Origin of the sequence: Sphingobacterium sp. SGR-19 (assembly GCF_011043555.1) — a bacterium.
In the GTDB taxonomy this organism is placed as follows: domain Bacteria; phylum Bacteroidota; class Bacteroidia; order Sphingobacteriales; family Sphingobacteriaceae; genus Sphingobacterium.
The window spans coordinates 491,360-509,867 of sequence record NZ_JAAKGS010000001.1 but is presented as its reverse complement, the minus strand read 5'-3'; the positions used below and the strand labels follow the sequence as shown (position 1 = coordinate 509,867).

At 41.0% G+C, this 18,508-nt stretch carries 16 protein-coding genes; 11 read left to right on the top strand and 5 right to left on the bottom strand.

The features are described from left to right. Positions 1-125 precede the first annotated feature (125 nt). The 4 genes from G5B43_RS02315 to G5B43_RS02300 are packed head-to-tail and all read left to right on the top strand — an operon-like array spanning position 126 to position 4,590. Entirely contained in the window at positions 126-1,136 is a 1,011-nt protein-coding gene (locus G5B43_RS02315; RefSeq protein ID WP_165293091.1) for an NAD(P)H-dependent glycerol-3-phosphate dehydrogenase, read from the top strand. After that, positions 1,136-2,038, top strand: a complete 903-nt coding sequence (hemF, locus tag G5B43_RS02310; RefSeq protein ID WP_165293090.1) for an oxygen-dependent coproporphyrinogen oxidase — start codon at positions 1,136-1,138, stop codon at positions 2,036-2,038. Before G5B43_RS02315 ends, hemF begins: the two co-directional genes overlap by 1 nt. Positions 2,039-2,054: 16 nt before the next feature. Next, entirely contained in the window at positions 2,055-3,308 is a 1,254-nt protein-coding gene (locus G5B43_RS02305; RefSeq protein ID WP_165293089.1) for a M16 family metallopeptidase, read from the top strand. Next, on the top strand, positions 3,298-4,590 hold the full coding sequence (locus G5B43_RS02300) for a M16 family metallopeptidase (protein WP_165293088.1): 1,293 nt from the start codon (positions 3,298-3,300) through the stop codon (positions 4,588-4,590). The genes G5B43_RS02305 and G5B43_RS02300 overlap by 11 nt, the downstream gene beginning before the upstream one ends. 292 nt (positions 4,591-4,882) lie before the next feature. Here the strand turns inward: G5B43_RS02300 and G5B43_RS02295 are convergent, their stop codons facing one another. From G5B43_RS02295 to G5B43_RS02285, 3 genes are read right to left on the bottom strand one after another with little or no spacing between them, the layout of a single operon-like run. Further along, on the bottom strand, positions 4,883-5,521 hold the full coding sequence (locus G5B43_RS02295; protein ID WP_165293087.1) for a hypothetical protein: 639 nt from the start codon (positions 5,519-5,521) through the stop codon (positions 4,883-4,885). A 51-nt stretch (positions 5,522-5,572) separates the two neighbouring features. Then, entirely contained in the window at positions 5,573-6,694 is a 1,122-nt protein-coding gene (gene lpxB, locus G5B43_RS02290) for a lipid-A-disaccharide synthase (protein ID WP_165293086.1), read from the bottom strand. Between the two features lie 41 nt (positions 6,695-6,735). Further along, positions 6,736-7,959, bottom strand: coding sequence for a porin (locus tag G5B43_RS02285; RefSeq protein ID WP_165293085.1), 1,224 nt, complete (start codon positions 7,957-7,959; stop codon positions 6,736-6,738). Positions 7,960-8,337: 378 nt separating this feature from the next. On the opposite strand from G5B43_RS02285, the gene dinB reads away from it, so the two are divergent. Both dinB and G5B43_RS02275 read left to right on the top strand, forming a co-directional pair. Further along, positions 8,338-9,384 (top strand): DNA polymerase IV, encoded by a 1,047-nt coding sequence (gene dinB / locus G5B43_RS02280; protein ID WP_240904693.1) that lies wholly within the window; start codon positions 8,338-8,340, stop codon positions 9,382-9,384. A 253-nt stretch (positions 9,385-9,637) separates the two neighbouring features. Next, positions 9,638-10,588, top strand: coding sequence for a helix-turn-helix transcriptional regulator (locus G5B43_RS02275; protein WP_165293083.1), 951 nt, complete (start codon positions 9,638-9,640; stop codon positions 10,586-10,588). Positions 10,589-10,599: 11 nt separating this feature from the next. On the opposite strand, the gene G5B43_RS02270 is transcribed toward G5B43_RS02275, so the two are convergent. Both G5B43_RS02270 and G5B43_RS02265 read right to left on the bottom strand, forming a co-directional pair. After that, the gene (locus G5B43_RS02270; RefSeq protein WP_165293082.1) at positions 10,600-12,192 is read right to left on the bottom strand and encodes a helix-turn-helix domain-containing protein; all 1,593 of its coding nucleotides are present in this window, start codon (positions 12,190-12,192) and stop codon (positions 10,600-10,602) included. Positions 12,193-12,259: 67 nt separating this feature from the next. Continuing rightward, positions 12,260-12,451, bottom strand: coding sequence for a helix-turn-helix domain-containing protein (locus G5B43_RS02265; protein ID WP_165293081.1), 192 nt, complete (start codon positions 12,449-12,451; stop codon positions 12,260-12,262). A gap of 535 nt (positions 12,452-12,986) precedes the next feature. Between G5B43_RS02265 and G5B43_RS02260 the strand changes: the two genes are divergently transcribed. From G5B43_RS02260 to G5B43_RS02240, 5 genes are all read left to right on the top strand, one after another. Then, entirely contained in the window at positions 12,987-13,220 is a 234-nt protein-coding gene (locus G5B43_RS02260; RefSeq protein WP_165293080.1) for a hypothetical protein, read from the top strand. 69 nt (positions 13,221-13,289) lie between these two features. Next, positions 13,290-14,933 (top strand): hypothetical protein, encoded by a 1,644-nt coding sequence (locus G5B43_RS02255; protein WP_165293079.1) that lies wholly within the window; start codon positions 13,290-13,292, stop codon positions 14,931-14,933. Positions 14,934-15,033: 100 nt separating this feature from the next. After that, entirely contained in the window at positions 15,034-16,239 is a 1,206-nt protein-coding gene (locus G5B43_RS02250; RefSeq protein ID WP_165293078.1) for an OmpA family protein, read from the top strand. Between the two features lie 50 nt (positions 16,240-16,289). Continuing rightward, positions 16,290-17,477: an MraY family glycosyltransferase gene (locus G5B43_RS02245; RefSeq protein WP_165293077.1), complete on the top strand. Its 1,188-nt coding sequence runs from the start codon at positions 16,290-16,292 to the stop codon at positions 17,475-17,477. 62 nt (positions 17,478-17,539) lie between these two features. Beyond that, complete coding sequence (locus G5B43_RS02240) at positions 17,540-18,496, top strand: NAD-dependent epimerase/dehydratase family protein (protein ID WP_165293076.1); 957 nt, start codon at positions 17,540-17,542, stop codon at positions 18,494-18,496. Positions 18,497-18,508 lie beyond the last annotated feature (12 nt).

The following is an 18,508-nucleotide window of genomic DNA, read 5'->3' as shown; positions in this document are numbered from 1 at the left end:
ATGCCCGAGGTACAACCTCGGGCTTTTTTATGCAGATATCTTGTCGCTGTGTGAATAAGCAGGTGATTTATTAGTGGCCAAAGGTCATAAAAGCGTATATTTGTAGCTTTTACAACGAGAAGTTTATGGACGAATCTGTGCAAAAGATCGGCATTGTGGGGAGTGGAAGTTGGGCGACAGCCATGATAAAGATGCTTGGGGATAATGTCGAAAATAAAGATATTTTATGGTGGGTCAGGAAAGAAGAAGACTTGGCTTATATCCGATCTTATGGACATAACCCCAGTTATCTGAGCGCTGTCAAGGTTTCTGTGGAACCAGATAATTTATTCCTTGATGCGAAAGCCGTTATTCAACATTCGGATATTGTTGTATTAAACACACCCTCGGCGTACTTAAAGGCAGCGTTGAAAGAAGTGAGAGCAGAAGATTTCTCCAATAAGATTGTGGTGTCTGCCATTAAAGGTATTATTCCTGACGATAACCTTGTTGTGGGTGACTACTTGACCAAAACGTACCATGTTCCGTTAGAAAACATTGTGGTTATCGGAGGGCCTTGCCACGCAGAGGAGGTCTCTTCGGAAAAACTGTCGTATTTAACTTTAGCGGGTAAAGATGATGAAACCGTTGAACGTGTGGCGACATTTATTCGCGGTCGGTATATCAATACTATTCTTTCAAAAGACATTTTTGGTGTAGAATACGGAGCCGTGCTTAAGAATATATACGCATTGGCGGCTGGCATATGCCATGGGCTGGGATTAGGCGATAATTTCATTGCCGTATTGATTTCGAACGCCATCCAGGAGATGGAGACTTGTTTATCGGCAATTGATCCCGAGGCAGACCGAGATATTAATGCATCGGCCTATCTGGGCGATTTATTGGTAACAGCATATTCGCAATTTAGCAGAAACCGTACTTTTGGTCATATGATCGGGAAGGGATACACCGTGCAGTCAGCGCAATTGGAGATGAATATGGTGGCAGAGGGTTACTATGCGTCTGCATGTATCCAAAATATTATTCAACGTTACCAACTGGATATGCCTATATGCCATATGGTATATGAAATCTTGTATCACCGCCAGCCAGCAAATGCCGAAGTTAAAAAATTAGTAGCAAAATTAACGTAATGAGTTTAACAAAAGAGCAGATAGCAGAAACATACAAAAAAATTCAGGATGAGATAACCTCGGGATTAGAAGCTTTAGACGGAAAATCTACTTTTGTAGAAGAACTATGGCAGCGCGAGGGGGGTGGAGGCGGACGTACCCGTATTATACAGAACGGCGATATATTGGAAAAAGGCGGCGTTAATTTTTCTGCTGTTCACGGGATATTGCCTGAGCCTATAAGAAAATCTTTCAAGGTTGAAGAGGATGAATTTTTTGCTACGGGTGTGTCCATTGTTATTCATCCCAATAATCCATGGGTGCCTATTATCCACATGAATATACGCTACTTCGAATTAGGCGAAAATATTCGCTGGTTTGGGGGCGGTATTGACCTTACGCCACACTATATCATGGAAGATGATGCACGATTTTTTCACCATATGATGAAGAACGTATGTGACAGACATCATCCTACTTTTTATCCAGAATTTAAGGCGTGGGCAGACAATTATTTTTATATCAAACACCGACAAGAAACACGCGGTGTAGGCGGTGTGTTCTATGATAAGCTGACGCCCGAGAAAACAGGGCTGTCAGCAGAACAGCTTTTTAATTTTTCTTGTGATTTAGGACGAACCTTTGTCCCTACCTATACAGAATTGGTAAACCGAAATAGATATCGGAAATTCTCTCCACAGGAGAAAGAATGGCAATTGCTGCGTCGAGGGCGCTATGTGGAGTTTAACTTGGTTTACGACGCGGGCACTCGTTTCGGGTTGGAGACGAACGGTCGTATAGAGTCTATATTGATGAGCTTGCCGGCACAGGCGAATTGGGTGTATGATTTTAAACCCGAAGCGAATTCTAAAGAGGAAAAAACCTTGTCTTTGTTGAAAAAAGGGATAGACTGGGTGGTCTAACCTATAATAATTTTTTATGATCAAATATCAGCGTTTTACACTTGATAATGGCTTGCGTGTGTTGGTGCACGAAGACCATACCACGGCAATGGCGTGTGTAAATATATTATATGATGTTGGGGCGCGAGACGAATCGCCAGACAAAACCGGCTTTGCACATTTGTTTGAGCATCTGATGTTCGGCGGTTCAGTCAACATTCCCAATTATGATACACCTTTGCAGGAAGTAGGTGGGGAAAATAATGCCTTCACGAGCAACGATATCACCAATTATTATATTACGCTTCCGTCTGCTAATTTAGAAACGGCATTTTGGCTAGAAAGTGATCGTATGTTGAGTTTAGCTTTTAGCGAGCAAAGCCTGGAAGTGCAACGAAATGTGGTATGCGAGGAATTTAAACAGCGCTACCTCAACCAACCTTATGGCGATGTTTGGTTACGCTTGCGTCCACTTGCCTACAAGGAGCATCCCTATCGCTGGGCGACGATCGGTAAGGAACTTCGCCATATTGAAGATGCAACGATGGAGGATGTAAAGGCGTTTTTCTTTAAGCATTATGCGCCGAATAATGCCATTATGGTAATCGCGGGCGACGTTACATTTGATGAAGTAAAAACGTTGGCCGAAAAATGGTTTGCTAATATCCCCGCGCGTCCAAAACCCGAAAGAAAATTGCCTCGGGAACCAAAACAATTGGCTTCCAGACGAGAGGAGGTGTATGCGGATGTTCCGGTAAATAGTATTTACATTGCTTTTCACGGACCAGGACGTACACATCCCGATTATCCGGTAATGGATTTATTATCCGATATACTATCGCGTGGAAGCTCGTCCCGTCTATATAGAGCATTGGTAAAGGATCAACCTTTATTCAGCGAGGTGAATGCCTACGTGTGCGGGTCTATCGATCCTAATCTGATTGTTGTCGAGGGGAAACCTCTTCCTCATATGGATATGGCAGAAGCGGAGAAATTGCTGTGGAACCAGCTCGATATCTTAAAATCCGAAATGATGAAGGAGACAGAGCTTCAGAAAGTGAAGAATAAGATAGAATCGACGATGGTGTTTGCAGAGCTTTCTATCCTAGATCGTGCGATGAATTTAGCTTTTTTTGAAGTACTTGGTGATGCCGATCTTTATAACCAAGAAGTAACGAAATACCTTGCCATAACCCCATCGGATATCCAACGGGTAGCGCAGAAAATTTTTACTCCTGAAAATTCGTCAACCCTAATTTATTATGCTAAAGAACAAAAACATGCTGAATAGAACCGTAGCGCCTTCACGTCATGACATACAGGATATTGCCCTTGTACAACCCGATGAAGTTGTTTTTGACAATGGGTTAAGGGTTTTCATTTTTAAAGCGCCAACACAGGAACTGGTAAAGGCTGAATTTATTTTTCAGAATATATTCAATGGTTCGGAAAACGCTCTTCTCCATACCTGTGCTAGTCATATGCTAAAAGAAGGGACAAAAATGCGTACGAGCGCGCAAATCGCTGAAGAGATCGATTTTTACGGTGCTTATCTCATGCCGGAATACAGCTTTGACCAAACGGCGTTAACGCTTTATTCGTTAAATAAGCATTTAAGTGCTGTATTGCCTGTTGTACATGATATATTGAATGACGCTGTGTTCCCGGAAGCGGAACTGGAGACCTATATTCGCAACAATAAGCAAACGTTACAGATTTCCTTGCAGAAAAATGAGTATGTCGCACGTCGGCTATTTTTCAAAAACCTGTTTGGCGAAAGTCGATATGGACGTATTCCGACGGAGGAAGCTTATGATAGGCTAAGCCGGGAAGATTTGATTGCGTTGTATCAGAAGCAGGTGCAGCCCCAAAACTGTACGTTGATCTTATCGGGAAATATTACGGAAGATGTTTTAAAGCAAATACGGGAGCTTTTCGATGTCCAATGGCAAAATACCATGGAAACCAATAGGATCATCTCTCCCGAATTTCCGGTTTTTATGCCTACAACTATAGTAGAAGAGCGTACGGATGCCCTACAGTCGGCGATTCGGTTAGGTATGTCTACCATCAATCGCTTACACCCTGATTTTCCGGCCATACAGTTTGTGAATACACTGCTAGGTGGATATTTCGGTTCTCGTCTGATGCGGAATATCCGGGAAGAAAAAGGATTTACATATAGTATTGGCTCTGCCTTCGCGAGTCTGCAACATACGGGTTTTTTTACGATTGCCACGGAAGTCGGTGCGGATAGCACGCAGGCAACGCTGAGGGAAATAGAAAAAGAATTTGATATTTTACGGAATAGCCAAGCTACCGAGCAGGAAATAGCCTTAGTGAAAAATTATATCTTGGGTTCTATTTTAGGCACGATCGAATCTATCTTTTCGCATGCCGATAAGTTTAAAGCCGTATATTTCTATGGACTCGATTTATCTTATTATACGCGTTATAATGAAATCATCCGCAACATGACTGCTGCGGATGTGCAACGGATAGCAAATACGTATTTTGATTACGATAATCTATTAAAGATCGTTGTAGGTAAGTCTTCTAGCAACTTTTTTTAGAAAAAAGCTGCGCAAAAAATCGCCACTGAAAAATTTTGAATAATTGGATAATGCATCCATAATATCCCTACATATTTCAAAATTTTTGATGTGGCATTAAGAGGGTAATAAGGGATAATACAATTGCATGTACCCTCCTTAACACGAAAACGTCACATCCGGAAATTTGACAACTGTACAACCTCATCCTTAGTACCATCCCTTCCTGTCAAATTTCCGAAGTGACGAGTTTTGCTCCACTTTTGCGGTCAAAAGTGGAAAAGCCAAGTCGCGGCTTGAGCGACAAAAAATGTTATTTTTTTTCGATAACAGCTTTTCCTTCTTTACCCGGAGAACCAGAGTACACTTGTCCTTGGGGCAGGCCTCGAAGCCCCGGTGCTGAGGTAGCAATACGTGAATATATCTGATTTAAATCAGAAACGGGATTAATTGCCCGACCGCCGGCGGATACATCAATGTATACGTAGTTCGGTTGTTTTTTATCTTCTGACTGTGGTGTAATCCCGCTTGGATCGTATTTGAAATTCACTTGACCACCATCGCCGTTTGGATCGGTCTTCGTCCCATTCATGGCATCTTGACCACGGGCAATCACATAGAGCGAACCTAATTTTTTAAGGTTGATATCGATATCGAAGTCCGAAGCATTATTTCGTCCACCTATACCGCTAATAAATGCACCTTTTCCTATTTCCGCATGTTTTACAACCAGTTTAACATTTTTTTTTCCGTAAAACTGCAAAGATGACCTGTCTTTCATGATCAGTGTATCAATATAGATGACCGCAGAGGAATCCCGACTGTTAAAGGTTTTCTTTTTCTTTTTGCCCAGTTCTAATCTGGCAATATGTTCCTCTTGGGCATATCCTAATGATAGGAAGGAAGCCCCTAAGAAGAGGAAGATTATACTTAATGTGTGCGTTAGTTTCATGACTTCTACTATTTGCGTACGTTATATTAGAATAACAAAAGGGCAAATAGTTTAGTTTGTTTCGCCAGATGAATATTGAACAATAAGTTTTGCTGCTTTTTCTGATGCTCCCGGCGAACCAAGTTTCTCCGCGAGTATGTCATAATTCTCCATTACACTGGCGCGATGTTCTTTATTAGTGATCAGTTCACCAAGTTCGTCAGCAATAGTACGGGTATCACATTCTTCTTGGATAAATTCCCGAACGGATAAGAAACCATTGATCAGATTGACTAGCGAAATGAATTCAACTTTTACCAAACGACGAGCTAAAAACACGGTGAGTTTGTTGGCTTTATAAACAACGACCTGCGGTACTTTTAAGATACCTGTTTCCAGTGTAGCGGTACCGCTGGTTACCACGGCAGCTTCCGCATGGTTGAGGAGATCGTATGTTTGTTGGAAAACAACTTTTATAGGTAAATCACCAATGTATTGCTGGTAGTATTCTTCATCAAAATTGGGAGCGCCCGCAATGACAAGTTGGTGTGCTGGAAAAAGATAATACAAATCGACCATAACCGGCAACAGCTTTTCGATCTCCATTTTTCGGCTGCCCGGTAGCAGCGCAATAATAGGCCGCTCATTGAGCCCATTGTCTTCTTTGAAGGCGGCATTGAATGTATATTGACTTATCGCGTCCAACAAGGGATTGCCGACGTAATCTACGGCATAATTGTATTTTTTATAGAAATTGACCTCAAAAGGAAGTATACAGAACATATGGTCGACAACTCTTTTGATCTTATGTACTCGACCTTGGTTCCACGCCCAGATTTTTGGGGAGATGTAGTAACAAACGCGGATACCACGCTTTTTGGCAAATTCTGCGATCTTGAGGTTAAATCCGGGGAAATCTATTAAGATTAAAGTGTCTGGATTTTCTTTGGTAATATCCTCTTTTACCAGCTTAAGATTCTTCCTGATTTTTCCGAGATTTCTGATAACCTCCACAAATCCCATGAACGCCATTTCGGACGTATGTATCAACGGCGTTTGTCCAGATGCCTCGCGCATTTGATCTCCACCTACGATATGGAAACTGGCCTCTGCATCTTCTTTTTTTAATGCGTTGATCAGATTAGCGCCATGTAGATCTCCCGAAGTCTCGCCGGCAATAAGGTAATATTTCATCGTATACTGCGTTATGTTTCACCATATCAAAGATACGTCATTTATATCCCTAATTCAATTTGGAAAGTTCCACCCCAGGAGTTCTTACTGTTATTATTACCAAAATCTCCATTTGGAACGGTATAATTTGCGTTAAGCTGAAATTTCAACCGATGTGCTTTCACATATTTCGTTAGTCCTAATTCAATCACGTCTAACTGATCCTCATAATTTCGCAACTGCTGATGCGGCTTTATATAGGTGTAACGGGTAGCTATTTCGTATCCCTTTTCGAGTAAATAGGAGGCTTGTTGATTCAGGCCCCATCCCTTTTGTGCGTAGGCTAATTCTTCTTCTGGTCCGTCTACTTGATTGAATTGGTCATCGACGATGTTAAATGGGTTATCGACATCTCGCCGCATGTATTCTGCTTGATAGGCGAAGCCCTGATATTTAAAAATAGCGTCTGCAAAAGATGTTTTGAGTGTGAAAGGATTTTTCACATATCGGCCAAGCTGGCCGCCTTCCCTTGTTGTACGATCGTTGTAGCTGTACCCGCCTCCAATGGAAAGTTTAGGCGTTTCCTCGCGCTCAAGGTCTCCCTCCGAGTAATCCCCATCGTTTGTGAAATTGCCCAAAGGTAAAAACTCTACGCGCCCGGTATAAGCTAGTCCGTCATCGGTGCCCAAAGCTGGACGTCCTTCACCGGTCGAAATCGCTGCTTTTGCATTGATAGGCATATCGCCTATTTTCTTGCTTAGGTTAAACGAAACCCCAAAATCGCGATCCAACGTGTAATTACCGTTAACCAATGATCGGTCGGCAAACTGCAATTGACCGGAAGAATTGACGCGCTGTCGGTTACCCGGCAATTTATTTTGTCCAAAGGAAATATAAAAATCATCTGTAAAGTTATAGAAAACCACTGCGTCTCGTACTATATTGGCGATGCCCGTATCATCAAAATCTTGATCGCCCCGGGTAAATGCTAATTGAATGGAGTAGGAAATCTTTGGCGTATAGATGTAGCCGTCCATACGTAGCCGCAAACGACGGATGCGCGCATCGAACTTACCGTTATCGTCGTTATCCATTATATCACTATAGCCGAGTCTGTTTTGCATACGAAATCTAAAATTTGTATAGAACAGGGAATCGTCGCTCATATATTGTATCCCTTTGAAATTTAAAATGGTGGCTCGATCGTCTCGTTCTTGAGCCTGGCTTTGAAGGGAAAGTAAGAGGCAACCTACGGTCACCAGCAGTAATCCAATTTTGATGTTCATGCGTATGGTTATAAAGTAATTTCTAATACGTAGCAAAATGCCAAAGATAATATTTCTTGGTTTTACTTTGCACTGTTTCCAGATACGAAATTTCATTTTAATTTTGGAAAGAAATAGGAATTTTCTATTTGTGTCTTTTTTAGAAAAAGACGCGCAAAACCGAGCAACGGGAGCTCATGAATGCTAAAATAAACATGAATTCATAAATCGTCGCTTCAAATGTTTTACATGGAGGATAGTACAAGAATGAGTTCATGCGGTTGTAAAACATTTGGATGCGACCTTTACTGTTAAGGAAGGGGCGGTACAGTTCTAGTACAGATAAGATAATTGGAGAAAATGGTGAGCGAAAAGACGCGAAAAATAATTCATATTGACATGGACGCATTTTATGCGTCGGTGGAGCAGCGTGATTTTCCGGAACTGCGAGGCAAAGCGCTTGCAGTGGGCGGTTCGCCGGATGGTAGGGGAGTCGTGGCTACGGCGAGTTACGAAGCCCGGAAGTTTGGCGTACGCTCGGCTATGTCTTCCCGACAAGCTTTACAGCGTTGCCCACACTTATTATTTACTCGCCCTCGATTTGACGTATATAGAGAAGTTTCCCATCAAATCCGGGCAATTTTTAAGCGGTATACTGATTTAATCGAACCGCTTTCGCTGGACGAAGCTTATCTAGACGTGACCGAAGACAAACAGGGGATAGGGTCGGCTATTGAAATCGCGAAGGCGATCAAAGCGGCCATTCATGATGAACTGGGGCTCACTGCGTCGGCTGGTGTGTCCACAAACAAGTTTATTGCCAAAATTGCATCGGATTATCAGAAACCGGATGGACTGACATTTATCGGACCTTCCAAAATTGTTCTTTTTCTAGAGCAGCTTCCCATCGAGAAGTTTTTTGGCGTTGGTAAAGTAACGGCTCAAAAAATGAAAAGTATAGGGATACATACAGGGAAGGACTTGAAAGGATTTACAGAGAGCGAGCTGACCCGTCACTTTGGAAAATCGGGAAAATTTTTCTTCCACATGGTTCGGGGTGAGGATAACAGACCTGTAAAACCCAATCGCATCGTCAAATCAATTGGTATAGAGGATACGTTTGAAACGGATCTCAAAGAAGAACAAGAAATGCTGAAAGAGTTGAGGGTCCTATGTGAGAAACTAGAAAAAAGATTAGAAGGGAAGGCAAAACAGGGGCGGACGGTTACCCTGAAAATAAAGTTTGCAAACTTTACGCAGATAACTAGAAGTAAAACAAGTATGTTCTACTTGAATACTGCGGAAGATATTTTCCAGCAGATAACCGACCTCTTCAGCAATGCGAACATGAAAGATAAACGGGTAAGGCTCTTGGGTATAACGATCTCTAATTTTTACGATACTGACTTGGAGAAGTTAAATAACCCGCAATTGCGATTGTTTTGAGACCATGTTAAATATTGTTGCGGCTAAGTTTATATCTTAAATGAAAGTTCAAAACGGAGGAAGATAGAGGGGGTAGTCGTTACATTGGAAAATTGTGTTAAACATGTAGTTTAAACGCTACATGTTTTTTTTAACCTCATCTATCTGTTCAAAGAGTTATTGATATTCTCTAAATTCGCTTACTGGATCATTTCCGGCAATGATTCCATGTTGAGGAGAAATAAACTAATTTTTAGTGCAGATTATGAATATAATGTTACTTAAGGCATATTGGCATGCTATATCCAATAGGCATATTGTTGAAGAAATGGATAAATTGCAAGCCGTTCGTGTTCGTTTGATGAACCAATATGCTTTTTTGATTTCGCTGATTTTTGTTATAGATGCATTTCGGAATTTATGCTTGGGACGCCATCTCAATTTCTTAATTTTGCTTGTCGTAGGATGCGTGTTATTTCTATTATCTTGGTATACAAGAGTATATTTTAGCACAAAGATTGCTGCTTCGACACTAGTAGGAGCGACATTAATGGTATTCTATTTTTGTTCTACGGCAGGTTTTCATAATGGGATAGCTCCTTATTATTTTGCCATTCTGTTTGCTGCTTTATTCATTTTTAATGAAAAAAATAGTCTTTATAATATCTTCGTGTTTTTGTGGGTTTTTGTGCTATTCTATATAGTCCAGCTATTTGATTTGGAATGGTTCGATGGCGTTGAAGAGAGTCAAGTGTATTTTCATAAAAGTCCGCAAACGACCTTTATTCAAGCAATGCTACTATTAGCCGTTAATGGTTATTTTATTATGTTGAAGAACAAAAAAATCCAAAATCTGTATCATCAAGCTTTACGCGGTGATATTGGATTGCTGAATGACGAGTATTCAGAACAACCGAAACCCGCTGCTACATTGAAATCTCCGGCATATGTTGTGAAGTTGGCAAAAGATGATGACATGGCCTTCTTACCGATGTTTAAACAGATCTTTCCAGATTTTTATGAGAAGTTGCACGAAGAGAATCCTGGGATAACCAGAGAGGAATTTAAATTTTGCGCCCTTTTGAAATTAGGATTTACCACTAAAGACATAGCCAATTATAACCATATGGCTGTGCGCAGTGTGCAGACGAAGAAAAGTCGGCTTCGGAAGTCGTTTCGTATTCCTCCAGAAGAGGATCTTTATAAATGGATTGATCGGTTTTGATAAGTAGATAATTACTCCTCCGGCTCTTCCGGTATAGATCTTATAAACTCTGAGGGAGACATTCCTGTTACCTTTTTAAAATTTTGTGCAAATTTGCTCTGTGAAGAGAAACCAGCTTCGTTGGTTAGAGCTGCTATTTTCAATCTTCGATAATAGGGATCGCTTGTCAATCTTTTTACAATGTAATTGACTCGAAGCTCGTTTATATAATTATAGAAGTCCTTTTTCTTTTGCGAGTTGATAACAGAGGAAAGGTACTTCGCATTGGTATCACAATAAATAGCTAGGTATGAAAGAGAGATGTCCCTTTTAACATAAAGATGTTTATCTTCAAACTCTTCCAATCGGTTCATAATCTTGTTGACAATTTGATCTGAAATTACGACCGCGGTAGGTGAAGGCTCATTTTCAATTTCTGACGGCTCGTCTTTATTGCTTTCCTCTTCGGTGTTATCGGGTAAAGGAAATTGTGGACTTTCGACTTTTTTGTCTACCACATTTTTCTTGATTAGTTTCTGCTTCTGTCTAAACTGTGGTAAGATAAAGTAAAGCGTAATGGGGAGCACTACCAATAACCCCATGATGAGAAAGGCTGTTTTACTCTTAGACTGTCGTTGCTGGTCTTCCCTTTCAAGACCTAAACTCGTATAAGAATTATCCACGAAATCAGCCGATTGCTTATAAATTTCGGCTACAATAGAATCTTGTAATTTTTTGATAGACAATGCCTTATTCATTTTATTAGTTGTTACATAAAATCGGTATGCCGTTTCGTTCACTTCTTTCTTCAGTTGCAGATAATAAGATTTATCTGCGATGCGTTGTGCACTGTCTAAATGCTTTTTGGCATTCAAAATATTATCTCTATTAAGATGTATATTCGCCAAGCCATTATGAATTAAAGCGGTAACGTAATTTTCGGGAGCGTTAAGGCTTATACGCAAAGCATTTTGATAGTGTTCTATTGATTTGTCATAATCCGCTAATAAGTAATAATTAAGTCCCAATAACTGCTCATTCTCCATTTTAAAGAAGTCCCGATTTTCCTTGGTGCTTTCGAAATATTGTTCTGACTGTTGAACGTAGGCTATCGCCTGTGTATATCGCTTATTTGCCATCTCGTTATGAGCCATCTCTTGATTAATCAGCCCTTTGGTTGTATTAGCTATTTGTGGGCTTTTTATTTGTTCAGCTATAGCAGATGCTTTTCCTATATACTCTTTTGCCGGCGTAAACAATCTTGCTATTCTATATTGTGTCGCTAAGAAACCATAAACACGAGCCTTCCAGTTCATCTCATCAGTATCATTAACGATTTTTTCTGCTTTCAGCGCGTATTCAATGGACTTTATCGTTTCTGCTCGTTGTTGGTACAGGGAAGCCGTAAGCATCAAGCTTCGAATCTGTAATAAAGGGGTTCGTGATATGGAGTATAATGAGTCGGCAATCTGAAGGGCTTTTGGAAAATCCTTTTGGGATGTTTCCAAATACGTTTTTACGTACAATTCGTTATATGCCTCTAAATCCTGTGCACGTAAAACAACGTTACATATCAATAAGCAAAAAATACAAAAATAGATTAACCCTTTAATGTGCGTCTTCATAGCTATATATTAATATTAGGATGTTTTAAATTGAAATCCAAATAGATGAGTATATTAATTGTAATATTTACGTTGTTGAGGTTTTTTGTTCTTCTATTAAAGTTTCGTACTGATGTCTTTTTAGCCAACGAACAACGGTTTTTTTGCTCACAATACCATATTTTTCCATGGCTTCTTCCAACAACAGTTCGCCTTTTATGATGGCTTGGACAACATCGACTCTTACCTCTTTTTGATAACGTATCATTAATGGTTTCATACTTTCTGAATTCTATAAACACCGCATAGCTACTTTTAACTTCCCCGATTGTGTTTTATGAGTGTGATAAAAACCCAGTACGGCAGGGGATGCAATACCGGGTTTAATCTACCTATGAAAAATTATACCGAGGTTGGTATTATACTAAACAAAATCATTTTGCAAAAATACATTTATTCAATACCCCATAAAAAAAAGGGATACATCTTAGATACAACATAAGGTATCACATATCTACAAGATTTGCCTACATCCACTTTCTTTTGTAATGTAGCTGAACGACTACGATGTATCTACGGTAGGATATCTTACTTATCTGTTTACTAGTTTTTTATATCTTTTTTACGATTATCCTTTTTACCGAAAACGGATAAAATAAAATTGTCTCTTTTCGGTGTTTTGGCTATACTAAAACTTTCTACAGAACGCCAATGCCGCTAATTTTGTCACGTTATTAATCGGGCTCAAACAAGCCAAACTATTAATCGTAGTCAAGAAATATTATTAATTAAATCAGCAAAACCAAAACAACAAAATGGAAGAGCAAAACAACATACTGCCACCCAATATTACAGAATCGCATGGTGGGAGTAGAACAGAAAATGGGAAACTTAATTACATCGCACCCACAATGGGGTCGATTCTCGTGGAGTTGGAAAGCAATATCGCGGCGGGATCGATAACGCTTAAAGAAACCGACGAGGAGGTGCAAGAAAGTTGGAAGGTAGAAGACGATATCATCAAAGACATTGAAATCGATCTTTTTTAATCTAAAGTAAATCCAAAAATGAAGACAATGAAAATAAATTCTACAAATATAATATCGTGTTTATTCTTGATGCTATTTGTTACAGCATCATGTAATAAAGAAAATGGCGTTTATGGAACTTACGATGGCGTCAAATTGAAGGTCAACCTGACACGTGGGATTGTAAAAGATGATTTACAGATCAAAAATAATAACAAATCTTTTGTTTCTGGTTCTAAAATGTCTGTTTCCAAAGGTCTACAGACCCAAACACAAGTCGTTTCACTCGGTGATGACCTTAATATTGTTGCTGAGCTTATACCAGAAACTGAGTACCCGAAAGTTCCTTTAAAGCAATCAGCCGGTGGGGGACTAAAAGCAGCAGCTACCGAAGTTAAAACCTCTTTGGAAATAGGTACCCAATACCGTTTGTTGCTTTTCAAAAATGGTTTATTGGAATATCAGAAAGATTATACTGTGCAAGGAACGCCACATACTTTTACGGAAATTGACCTGGGCTATAATGGTGCAGGTGGTGAGGGAACAGGCCTGAATTTAGGAACAGGAGCGTATACGCTTATTGCCTATTCTGCCGGTAACGACGCTATTCCGGATATGGAAGGGAGTACGTTAGATGACTTTAAGGTTACCATTTCTGAAGATCATGACAAATTCATGCATTTCGTACAGCCATTACAGATTGATTCTGGCGAAAATACAGTTGACGTTGTCTTGGTAAACAAATTGACTGAAATAACAACCGTTATTGACGGGACAAATCTTGGTAGTAATTCCATAAAAGAAATATATCAGCCTCATTTTGAATCGGCTTCCCATAGTACAAATGCAGGCAACCGCGCTACGATAAATCTATCAGACGGATCCATGATTTATCCGGGAACTGCTGAAGATAAGGCAATCAATTTCTCAACAATCCCGAGCGGGGGTGTTACGGTGGCTACCAGTACACCGAGTGTGTTGGTACATGGTGCGACAACTGCAGCCGACTTCCGTATTCCTTACGTTACTGTACAAGGTATGACTCCCAACGGACTGAGTGATCTAGTCCGTAAAGAGATTATTTTTAACGATATCGTGATTACTCCGGGTGTTAAATATGAGCTGCGCCTGCGGCTAAATAGAGGAAGATGTATGATCGATGTCGAAAAAGAAGAATTTGATATGGGGCCGATAACTAGTACCAATGGGAGTATTTCGGAAACATTTGAATTCTCACCGACTGCTAACGGAGGTGTGGTATTGGATATCACCAAGTTAGACAACTCTTTTAATATGATCATCAACGGCGTACCGTTGGCAAATGATGAGATAGATTTTCAGAATAACTCTGGAGCACGTCGTACTGCAAGATTTACTGACGGAACTTGGCATGGTGCGTCTGGTGGTGCACACCCTGAAATATATAATTTAGAAGGAACAGAAGCCGCTCCAATTCTCCGCTTGATTATCAGCCCGGAAGGTAATGTTACGATGGAAGGTAGCAAAGTCAGTGAAGGTCCATTATTCCCGATGGAGTTATTTGGCACTGTAGGTGGCGATGATGGAGATGGCGTAACACCGGTAGCATTTAATAACATCACATGGCATTCTGACGGGGTTACTAAAAATGTGGTAACGGTATCTCAAAACCTTATTGGCCTTACAGAAATGAAAGCCTTTGTAGGAGGTAAACAGATTGTAGATTGTGAGACCGGTTTGCCAGTAAACCCATAATTGAAGAATAAAAATAAAAAGGGAGTGTGTTAATGCGTTCCTTTTCTAGAAAATAGTAATTATCAATTAATAAAATCAATATAAAAAGACATCATAATAGATGAAGAACTTTATTATTTTATCTCTTTTCGCTTTGGGCGGCGCAAGTGCTGGAAACGCGCAATCCCTGCCTGTAACACGCGATACAACGGTTACTGTATCCACTGACCGTTATAAAGTCGTTACCAACCGTTTTGGTGACAACGTTTTTTTCGGTATTGGTGCCGGAGCGCAGATTTTCTTTGGCGACCACGACAAGCAGATGAAGTTTGGTGAACGCCTTACCCCTACTTTTAACGGTTATCTGGGCAAATGGTTCAGTCCGGGATTCGGTGCCCGTGTTGGCGGTAGCTTCGGAAAAATCACAGGGGTAACCCAAAGCGGTCTCTATTCGACCGGTGAGCCTTACGAAGGGAAATCCGGATACGGCTATTGGTTATCACACGAGGAGTTTAAATCATTTCACGTCTATGGAGATGCGCTTTTCAACCTGACCAATCTTTTCAGTGGCTATAAAGAACGTTTTTACAACATCAGTCCGTACGCCGGTTTAGGCTATATGGTCGTGACAGATGAGCCCAGACAACACGAGGTGAGCATGAACATCGGTCTCTACAACACATTCCGTTTGGCGAAACCATTGCATTTAACCCTGGATGTTCGCGGCGCGATGGTGCACGACCGCTTTGACGGTGATCCAGGTCGCCGTCGTCAGGACGGCTCGCTCACGGCATCACTTGGTCTTGCTTACAGATTTAACAAACGCGATTGGGATAAACCAGAAACAACGATTATCGAGGCAAGCTATGATGAGTCTTTGTTGAACGAGCTACGTGACCGTGTCAGAAAATTAGCAGACGACAACGATGCGCTGAGACGTCAACTGGCGGATGCGAAAGGAGAAGTCATCACCGATATTCAATTTAAAGACAGAATCTTGGCGGCTCCTATTCTCGTGACGTTCAAGATAGACACTTGGGAGGTTCGTAACGAAGCGCGCGTAAATCTTGGATTCTTTGCAGAGACGATCAAAAGAGGTAGTCCGGATGTGGTATATACCATTACCGGTTATGCCGATAAAGGCACTGGATCCGCTGCTCGCAACGAACTGTTGAGCCGTAACCGTGCCGCAGCTATCAAAAAAGTATTGGTAGAAGAATTTGGTGTTGATCCATCACGTTTACGTACCGAACATAAAGGTGGCGTAGAAAATATGTACTATAATGACCCACGCGTAAGCCGTGCAGTTATCGTTATCGGGGAGTAATAACTATCATAGGGGCGTAAGTTACGCCCCTACAATAATAATTAACCAACATGTATATCTTACTCATATCTGGTTGTTTTTTACTTGCCATGCTGTTGAGCAGGGGGATGCTCCCTATCATTATGCTGGTTACTTATAAAAAACGGCTTTTCGATCCGATTAATTCGCGTAAGATGCATCATAATAACGTCCCGCGTTTGGGAGGTGTTGCTTTTGTTCCCATACAGTGTTTTCTGTTTATAGTATCGCTGGTTTTTGTCATTAAAATAGCGAATATGGACATGCAAGTGGAATCTTGGGCTCTCCTGCCAAGTTTCATGATGTTGCTATGCGGTTTGGGAATGCTTTTTATGGTCGGTCTTGCCGATGATATGATTGGTGTAAGTTATAAATGGAAATTTGTTGTTCAGATTTTTGTTGCTGCGTTTTTCCCACTTTCCGGCTTATGGATCAATGACCTATATGGTGTCGGACTTATCGTTTCGCTTCCGCCATGGATAGGAATGCCACTAACGATGTTTGTCGTTGTTCTAATTATTAATGCTGTCAACCTTGTTGACGGATTAGACGGACTCTGTTCTGGTGTCGTGGGGACGAGTTGTTTGGTGCTAGGATCTTTATTTATGTACTATGGAGCTTGGTGGCATGCACTGTTTGCGTTTATCACGGTAGGTTTATTAATCCCCTTTTTCTATTTCAACGTATTTGGTGCTACTGGTCGAAACCGTAGGATCTTTATGGGCGATACAGGAAGTACGACCTTAGGATATTCGATAGCGTTCTTGGCGATTAGTTTTGCCATGAACAATACCTATATCAAACCTTTTTCGGATGGTGCTATTGTTGTTGCCTTTTCAACACTTATTATCCCTGTTATGGATGTCGCCCGGGTGATGTTTGTACGTTGGCGAAAAGGGAAACCTGTTTTCAAGCCAGACCGTAATCATTTGCACCATAAATTCCTGCGGATGGGCATGTCGCACCGCGTAGCCATGTTGTCTATCTTAGGTTTGGTGCTATTTTTTTGCTTATTCAATATCCTCATGGTGGAGCTGATCAGCAATAATATTGTTATCCTCTGCGACATAGGCTTGTGGTTAGGCTTCAACTATGTGTTCGATAGAGCTGAACAACGTAATATTAAAAAACAAAAAATAGAAACGCAATTAACGGCGTCTATTGAAATATACAGAAAAAGTGCAGAAAGAAAGCATAGGGGGGTATTACATACGCCCTAATATTTCATATTGCATGTTGGCGAATTCGATTTGCCTATACAAGAATTGAAACAAAAATCTACATGAAAATAGTCCTCATCGGAGGTTCCGGATTTGTAGGTACCCATTTAATCGACAGGTTATTGGAAATACCCGGAATCGACGTGCTGAACATCGATAAAAACAACAGCGAGAAATATCCGCAACGGACACGTATCGGGAATGTTATGGATTGGCAGACGCTGGCCCATCATTCCAAAGGTGGCGATGTGGTGGTCTTGTTGGCGGCGGAGCATCGTGATGATGTTAGTCCGTTTTCACTCTACTACGACATCAACGTAGAAGGTATGCGCAATACCTTAAAAGCGATGGATGCCAACGGTATAAAAAGATTGGTTTTTACCAGTTCGGTGGCGGTATACGGATTGGATCGGGATAATCCCAATGAGTCTTCTGCTATTGAGCCGTTTAACCATTATGGAAGAAGTAAGTGGCAGGCGGAGCAGGTATTGCACGTTTGGTATCGAAACCATCCCGATTGGAATATCAATATCATCCGTCCTACCGTCATTTTTGGTGAAGGCAACCGAGGTAACGTCTACAACCTGTTGAAACAGATTGCCGGTGGCCGGTTCATGATGATTGGCAGAGGGAACAATAAAAAATCGATGTCGTACATCGGTAATATTGTTGCCTTTATACACTTCTTGATTGCAGAGAAGCGGCAGGAGGGATATGAAGTATATAATTATGTGGATAAACCGGATTTCACGACAAATGATCTGGTGCGTCACACCGGGCAGATATTGAGAAAGAAAATCCCGACTGTTCGTATTCCGTATTGGTTGGGGATGATGGGAGGTTATGGGTTTGATGTTTTGGCATCTATAACACGCAAAAAATTGAACATCAGTTCGGTGCGGATAAAGAAATTCTGCGCCACAACACAATTTTCTTCTAGCAAAGCGATGGCATCGGGATTTCAGCCCCCTTATACAATGGAGGAAGGTTTGCGAAGAATGTTAGAAGAGGAGTTTTAATGTAGGGGTGTA